At 71.3% G+C, this 1,365-nt stretch carries 1 protein-coding gene and 2 pseudogenes; all 3 read left to right on the top strand.

Annotated elements, in window-relative coordinates; genetic code table 11:
- Positions 1-373 (top strand): annotated as a pseudogene (locus ACSFA3_RS23480) (hypothetical protein); the annotation flags it as partial.
- 107 nt (positions 374-480) lie between these two features.
- Entirely contained in the window at positions 481-1,032 is a 552-nt protein-coding gene (locus tag ACSFA3_RS23475) for a hypothetical protein (RefSeq protein WP_435507828.1), read from the top strand.
- Positions 1,029-1,365, top strand: a pseudogene (locus tag ACSFA3_RS23470) (hypothetical protein); the annotation flags it as partial. The gene ACSFA3_RS23475 and the pseudogene ACSFA3_RS23470, both read left to right, overlap by 4 nt.

The raw sequence follows: 1,365 nt of genomic DNA, 5'->3' as shown, positions 1-1,365 counted from the left end.
CGTGCCCACCACGCCGGTCACGGGCAACAACACCAACGTGGACTGGAACGGCGCGGCACCTACTGTCACGGCCACGTCCGCCGCGAGCACGCTCACCGTGTACGCCTGGACCAACGCCGGCGCCGGCACCATCAACTGCGCCATGGGCGCCTGGGCGCCCCTCACGGGCGGCCCAGCGAACGCGGACTTCACCGTCACCGCAACGGGCACGCTGCCGCACCCGGGCGCCAACCTCGGCGCCTGCGCCTCGACCTCGTTCCCCTCGAACGCGGTCGCCACGGGCACCTGGGCCTACACGCTGGGCGGCACGCCCGCTGGCTGGGTTGCGAACACCTACACGAACACCATCACGTACACGGCCCAGGGGATCTGATGGCGCGCTCCGGGCTGCACACCCGGCGATGCGAGGCGGTCGCCGCCGCGGCGCTCATGGCGTCGGCGGCGAGCCTCGCCCCGCCCGCGCACGCCGTCATCACCACGGTGACCGACACGGGCGCCAGCTACTTGCTGACCCTGCGCGTGGGCACGGCCGGCGCGACCGTCGACACGGTGGCCTTCAGCGTGACCGGCGCCAACGCCGGGCTGACCCCCACGGCAGTGATCGGCACGCCGACCATCGACGTCTGGGTGATGCCAGTGCGCCCCGTAGCCAACACCACCGTAGCGCGGCCGGTGACGCTGCGCGTCGATTCCTCCATTGCCCTGACCTGCCAGTCGGGCGGCTGCGGCACCACGACCATTCCCTTCAGCAAGATCACCTGGGTGGCCACGAACAACAGCAACGCCGCCTCGGGCGACATCCAGGGTGGCCGCTTCACCGCCGCCGCCAACCAGTCGATCGCGAGCTACGACGCGAACGCCACCTTCTGCGTCGGCCCGCTCGGCTTGCCCTGCGTCCTGGGCATCGGCACCTGGACCTACCTGTCGCGCAACGTGACTGCCACGCGGCTGCAGTTCTCCTACGACAACGACGTGGTGTACCCGGGCGGCAACTACAAGGGCACCGTGCGCTTCACGGCCTCGATGGAATGACCTCCCTGCGCTTTCACCGATGGCCAGCCGCTGCACTGCTGCTCTGCGGTGCAGCGCTCGCCCCCGCGTGGGCGGCGGTCGCCCGGCTCGACGATTCGGCCTCCCCGCGCGCGCAGGTGCGCAGCGATTTCAGCAACGCCCAGCGGATGGACGGCAACATGGTGGTGGTGCCCCTCGGGCGCATCGAGTACCGGCTGGCCATGGCGCCTCATGTGGGCCGGCGCGCGCGCATCTTCTACGTGATTCCGTCGATGGTCGCGGGCCTGCGCTCGCCGGCCGGAATGCAGGTGCAGTGGCGCGGCAACGGCGCCTTCGCAAGTGGCAGCGGCCGCC

It is taken from the genome of Variovorax glucosi (assembly GCF_051216695.1).
Classification (GTDB): Bacteria; Pseudomonadota; Gammaproteobacteria; order Burkholderiales; family Burkholderiaceae_C; genus Variovorax.
This window is presented reverse-complemented; position numbering and strand designations above follow the sequence as displayed.